4 protein-coding genes are annotated in these 5,603 nt (G+C 42.0%); all 4 read left to right on the top strand.

Features of this window, described 5'->3' with window-relative positions:
* A partial coding sequence (alaS, locus tag ACLL8Z_RS09505; RefSeq protein ID WP_411274542.1) for an alanine--tRNA ligase occupies positions 1–2,209 on the top strand: 2,209 nt, incomplete at its 5' end.
* 80 nt (positions 2,210–2,289) lie between these two features.
* Positions 2,290–3,762 (top strand): Asp-tRNA(Asn)/Glu-tRNA(Gln) amidotransferase subunit GatB, encoded by a 1,473-nt coding sequence (gene gatB / locus ACLL8Z_RS09500; protein WP_411274541.1) that lies wholly within the window; start codon positions 2,290–2,292, stop codon positions 3,760–3,762.
* Positions 3,759–4,856 (top strand): redoxin domain-containing protein, encoded by a 1,098-nt coding sequence (locus tag ACLL8Z_RS09495; RefSeq protein WP_411274540.1) that lies wholly within the window; start codon positions 3,759–3,761, stop codon positions 4,854–4,856. The genes gatB and ACLL8Z_RS09495 overlap by 4 nt, the downstream gene beginning before the upstream one ends.
* Before the next feature lie 103 nt (positions 4,857–4,959).
* The coding region (locus ACLL8Z_RS09490) for a response regulator transcription factor (RefSeq protein ID WP_411274539.1) at positions 4,960–5,603 on the top strand (644 nt) is incomplete at its 3' end.

Raw genomic sequence — 5,603 nt, 5'->3', positions numbered from 1 at the left:
GGGCTTAGCAAAAGACCAGGAAGCTTATGACATTTGGAAACAATATATAGCTGAAGACAGGATTATCTTAGGAAACAAAAAGGATAATTTCTGGGAGATGGGTGAGACGGGTCCCTGCGGACCATGCTCAGAAATCCATGTGGATATGCGCCCTGATGAGGAACGGGTAAAAGTTGATGGTAAAACGCTTGTCAACCAGGATGATCCCCAGGTTATTGAGATCTGGAATAATGTTTTCATGCAGTTTAACCGTTTGAAGAATGGTTCGCTGGAAAAGCTCCCAAATCAGCACGTGGATACTGGCATGGGCCTGGAGCGCCTCGTGAGGGTCATCCAGAACAAGAGTTCAAATTACGATACGGATGTGTTCCAGCCACTCATCCAGTTCATTGCCCGGAAATCAGGAATAGAATACGGCAGAGATGAGAAGACTGATATCGCAATGCGGGTTATGGCGGACCATATCCGGGCGATCTGTTTTTGTATTGCTGACGGTACCCTGCCTTCAAATAATAAAGCCGGTTACGTTATCCGCAGAATTCTTCGTCGCGCGGTAAGATATTCATACACCTTTCTAAATTTTAAGGAGCCTTTCTTAAATCAATTGGTTCCAATACTGGCTGATCAATTCGACGGGGTTTTCCCGGAATTGAAAAAACAGCAGGATTTTGTTCAAAAGGTTGTGCTGGAAGAAGAAAATTCGTTCTTGAGAACTTTGGCAACAGGAATTCAGCGCTTCGAACGTTTCGAAACATCCGATAGGATTATAAAGGGTGATTTTGCATTCGAACTATATGATACATTTGGTTTCCCTATAGATCTTACCGAATTAATGGCACGTGAAAAAGGTTGGTCCGTTGATATGGAGGCATTTGAAATTGAACTTCAGCAGCAGAAGAACCGTTCCCGCGCTGCCACAGCAATTGATACAACCGACTGGATTGTAGTAAACGAAAGCGACGAAGTGGAGTTTGTAGGCTATGACGAGCTTGAATCGGAGTGCAAAATCCTGCGGTATCGGAAGGTAAGTGCCAGAGGCAAAGAGCAATTCCAGATTGTTCTAAACCGTACACCGTTTTACGCGGAGAGCGGAGGACAGGTAGGAGATACGGGCAAACTTGAGGATGCGTCGCGATTGTTTGAATACGCCATAACTGACACTAAAAAGGAAAATGGTCTGACGATTCACTTCGTGGATGTTTTGCCTGATGAGCTTAATGGATCTTTCTGGGCAATGGTCGACTTGTCGAAACGCCAGCCTACGGAAAGCAACCATTCGGCAACCCACTTGCTGCATGCAGCCCTTAAACAAGTGCTTGGCGATCATGTGAATCAAAAGGGCTCCCTCGTGAACTCAGATTACCTCCGCTTTGATTTTTCCCATTTTTCGAAAGTTACTGCTGATGAGCTTGCCGAAGTGGAGAAAGTTGTTAATTCCAAAATCCGCAAGAATATACCAATGAAAGAAGATCGTTCTGTAGCTTATCAGGAAGCTATTAATTCTGGGGTAACTGCTCTTTTTGGAGAGAAATATGGAGACTTTGTAAGAGTGATAACTTTTGAGGACCAGTTCTCCAAAGAGCTTTGCGGCGGTACACACGTTAAAGCAAGCGGACAGATCGGGTATTTTAAAATCAGTACTGAAAGTGCGGTAGCTGCCGGTGTAAGAAGAATCGAAGCAATTACCGGCGAGCGGGTGGAGCAGTTCTTCAACGAGCAGATTGCACAGATTTCCGGTTTGAAGGAAATACTTAAAAATCCCAGGGATCTTCAAAAGACTGTTGAATCGCTGATCGAAGAAAATAATCGTTTGAAAAAAGTGATTGATAAGAACATCCTTGAGCGTTCTGCAGGGCTAAAACATGAGCTTGTAAAACTCGCAGAGAATATACAAGGTGTGAATTTCCTGGCTCAGAAAGTAGAATTGCCAAATGCAGATGCCGTTAAGAATCTGGCTTATTCTGTAAAAGATATCCTTGAAAATGTATTCCTGGTGCTTGCTGCAGAAATTGACGGCAAGCCAAGCCTTACTGTCATGATCTCAGAAAACCTGGTAAAGGAGAAAAACCTCAATGCAGGAAATATCGTGCGTGAACTGGCCAAAGAAATCCAGGGCGGCGGCGGCGGGCAGGCTTTCTTTGCGACCGCTGGGGGGAAGGACTCTAACGGAATAGCGAGGGCATTATCAAAGGCCAGAAGTTTTATTTAGTGGGGAATGGAGAGTTTATATTGCAGTGCAGCATTCTCAAATTTACTACCTTTGCATAAAGAATTGAATCATTCCGATTAATGAGAAGCGTTCAGGATACCCTAATAGAAAAATACGAGCTTGTAGTCGGACTTGAAGTGCACGTTCAACTCTCTACTGCGAGTAAGATATTTTCTTCAGATTCTGCGGGCTTTGGAGCCGAGCCGAATGAGAACATCAGTCCAGTTAGCATAGGACTTCCGGGAACCCTGCCAAGACTCAATAAAAAGGTTATCGAGTACGCTGTTAAGATGGGTTTAGCCACCAACTGCAGCATAAACACCCATACCCATTTCGACCGAAAGAATTACTTCTATGCTGATCTGCCCAAAGGATTTCAGACAACACAGGATAGCGAACCAATCTGTAAATCAGGATATGTCGATATTGAATCGCTGAATCAAACCATATCCCGGATCAGGATCCACCGGATACATATGGAGGACGACGCCGGAAAAAGTATGCATGACCAGGATGAAACGGACTCCCTGATTGATCTGAACCGGGCGGGCGTTCCTTTGATAGAGATTGTGTCAGAGCCGGATATTCGTTCGGGGGCTGAGGCTGCTGCATTTTTGAACGAAATCAGAAAAGTTGTTAAGTATCTTGATATTTGTGACGGGAATATGGAAGAGGGAAGTATTCGCTGTGACGCTAATATTTCCGTTCGCTTACATGGCTCAACTGAATACGGTAATCGCTGTGAAGTAAAAAACCTCAATTCGATCCGGAATGTACAACGCGCAATTGATCATGAGTTTTTACGCCAAATTACAGTGATTGAAGCTGGCGGGCATATCGAACAAAACACGCTTAATTTTGATGCTGAAAGCGGGAGCACCACCCCACTTCGGAGTAAGGAAATGGCCAATGATTATCGTTATTTCCCCGAACCAGATCTGCCACCTCTGATTCTTCAGGAACAATATATACGGGAGATTAAAGCATCGTTGCCGGAACTGCCCGCGGAAAAGATCAGCCGTTATACCAAAGAATTTGGCTTGTCGGTATACGACGCTGCCCTCATTTCTTCAGAAAAGGAAACGGCAGAATATTTTGAAGAGCTTGTGTCCCACACAAATAATTATAAATCTGCAGCAAACTGGCTAAATGGGCCGATAAGATCATATTTAAATGAGAAGAATAAAATGATTTCTGATTTTAGCATTGCTCCCGTGAATCTTTCAGGGCTGATTGCTATTATTGATTCGGGCAAACTGAATTACTCGTTAGCCGCTCAAAAAGTTTTTCCAGAAATGATCTTACAGCCTGGATTATCGGCCGAGACTGCCGCACTTTCTCTGGAAGCCTTAATTGATACAGGCGAGGATGAATTAGCTCTTATCATAGAACAAGTGCTCGGAAATTATCCCGATAAGGTTAAAGAATATCAGAATGGTAAAAAGGGCGTGTTGGGGTTATTTATGGGAGATATAATGAGAAAGTCGAAAGGAAAAATTAATCCACATACAACAAGTAAATTAGTAGTTCAAAAATTAGAAAACAAAACGTGAAGAAATTAATTATTGGCGCCTTTATGGGAATCCTTTTTGCAGCATCCTGCAAAAATAATAGTGAACTTAGTATTTCAGGTAAAGTCGAAAATGCTGGAGAGGTAAAAAAAGTGTTATTGTATGAAGCTGACTCGCTTGTAGATTCAGCATTCTTAAATGAAGACAGTCAGTTCAAATTCAGACGACTCGCACCCGATGCAAATTTTTACACGCTTGTAATCGGCGATAAGAACTTCCTTATCATTGGTAAAAACGGTGAAGAGATTGATTTGAATACGAATTATACAGATACTACGAACACCTACACGATTGATGGTTCTGAAGATTCAAAAAAGGTTCAAAGTATCAATAAAACTCAAAGTGATTACGGAAAAATCTATGAAAAGCTGCAATCTGATTATTCGAATGCCGTTGCCGCAAATCCGGCAAAGAAGGATTCTATTTTCAACATCTTAATGCCGGAATTCCAGTCTAACATGGACAAATATTCAGCAACAGTTTTCAAATTTGTACAGGATAATAAAGATAATCTGGCTGCATTTTATGCTGCTGGCACTATCGATCAGGTTAAATATGAACTGGAACTGATCAAATATGCGGAAGAGATCAAGCCTAAATTTCCGAATAACAAAGCGGTACAGTCCTTCGTAACGAAAATGGAGGGTATGAAACTAGTATCGGTGGGACAGCCGGCGCCAGATTTTGTACTTAACAATCCGGACGGCATTCCAATCAAATTGTCTGAGTACAAGGGGAAATATGTTTTACTTGATTTCTGGGCTTCCTGGTGTGCGCCTTGCAGAGAAGAAAATCCTAATATTGTAACTCAGCACAAGGCCTTTGCTGCCAAAGGTTTTGATGTGCTTGGAGTATCTCTGGATGATGACAAAGGCGATTGGATGCGGGCCATCCGTACTGACAATTTGAATTGGAAACACGTATCTGACCTTAAACGATGGGATAGCCAGGTTGCGGCATTGTATAAAGTGGATGGCATACCGGCTTCGTTTATGATAGATCCTCAGGGTAAGATTGCTGCTAAAAACTTAAGGGGTCCTGACCTGGAGAAATTTCTTTCAGAAACATTGAAATAAACTTCATAAATTGATAACATGTTTCGTGTCTTTACAATTTCTTAATGCAGGCTTAATGATTTAATGTAATTTACAGCTTACTTTTATAAAAATTAAACCATCTATGAGTGTAGGTAAGCATAAAATTCTGATTGTTGATGATGAGCCTGATATAAGGGAGCTCATTGAGTACAATTTGAAAAAAGAGGGTTATCAGGTTTATACTGCAAGCAACGGACAAGAAGCTGTTATTGAAGCTAAACGCGTTCTTCCTGACTTGATTATACTGGACATCATGATGCCTAAAATGGATGGGATTGAGGCATGCCGCATACTCAGAACAATGCATGAATTTAAAAATACATTCATGGTTTTTCTTACCGCACGTAGTGAAGAGTATTCGGAAATAGCTGGATTTAATGTAGGTGCAGACGATTATATCGCTAAGCCGATCAAACCAAGAGCACTTACCAGCCGTGTTAATGCTATATTGCGACGAAACGTACACTCCGAAACCGAAGAAAACAATAAACTAGAAATTGCAGATCTTATTATCGATCGCGAAGCATTCCTGGTATTCCGTAAAGGGGAGCGGATCACCCTTGCGAAAAAAGAATTTGAATTATTATACCTCTTAGCATCTAAGCCAGGTAAAGTATACACCCGTGATGTTATTCTAAAAAACATTTGGGAAGAGTCGGTTGTAGTTACTAACCGCACCATCGATGTTCATATTAGAAAACTGCGCGAGAAACTGGGTGACCGATA

This window comes from Daejeonella sp., from assembly GCF_046590655.1.
In the GTDB taxonomy this organism is placed as follows: domain Bacteria; phylum Bacteroidota; class Bacteroidia; order Sphingobacteriales; family Sphingobacteriaceae; genus Daejeonella.
Note: the sequence above shows the minus strand (reverse complement) of the source record. Positions and strands in the feature narration are given on the sequence as shown.

Coding starts and splice junctions, on each gene's coding strand:
- gatB (WP_411274541.1), top strand. CDS start 2,290: ATGAGAAGCGTTCAGGATACCCTAATAGAAAAATACGAGCTTGTAGTC.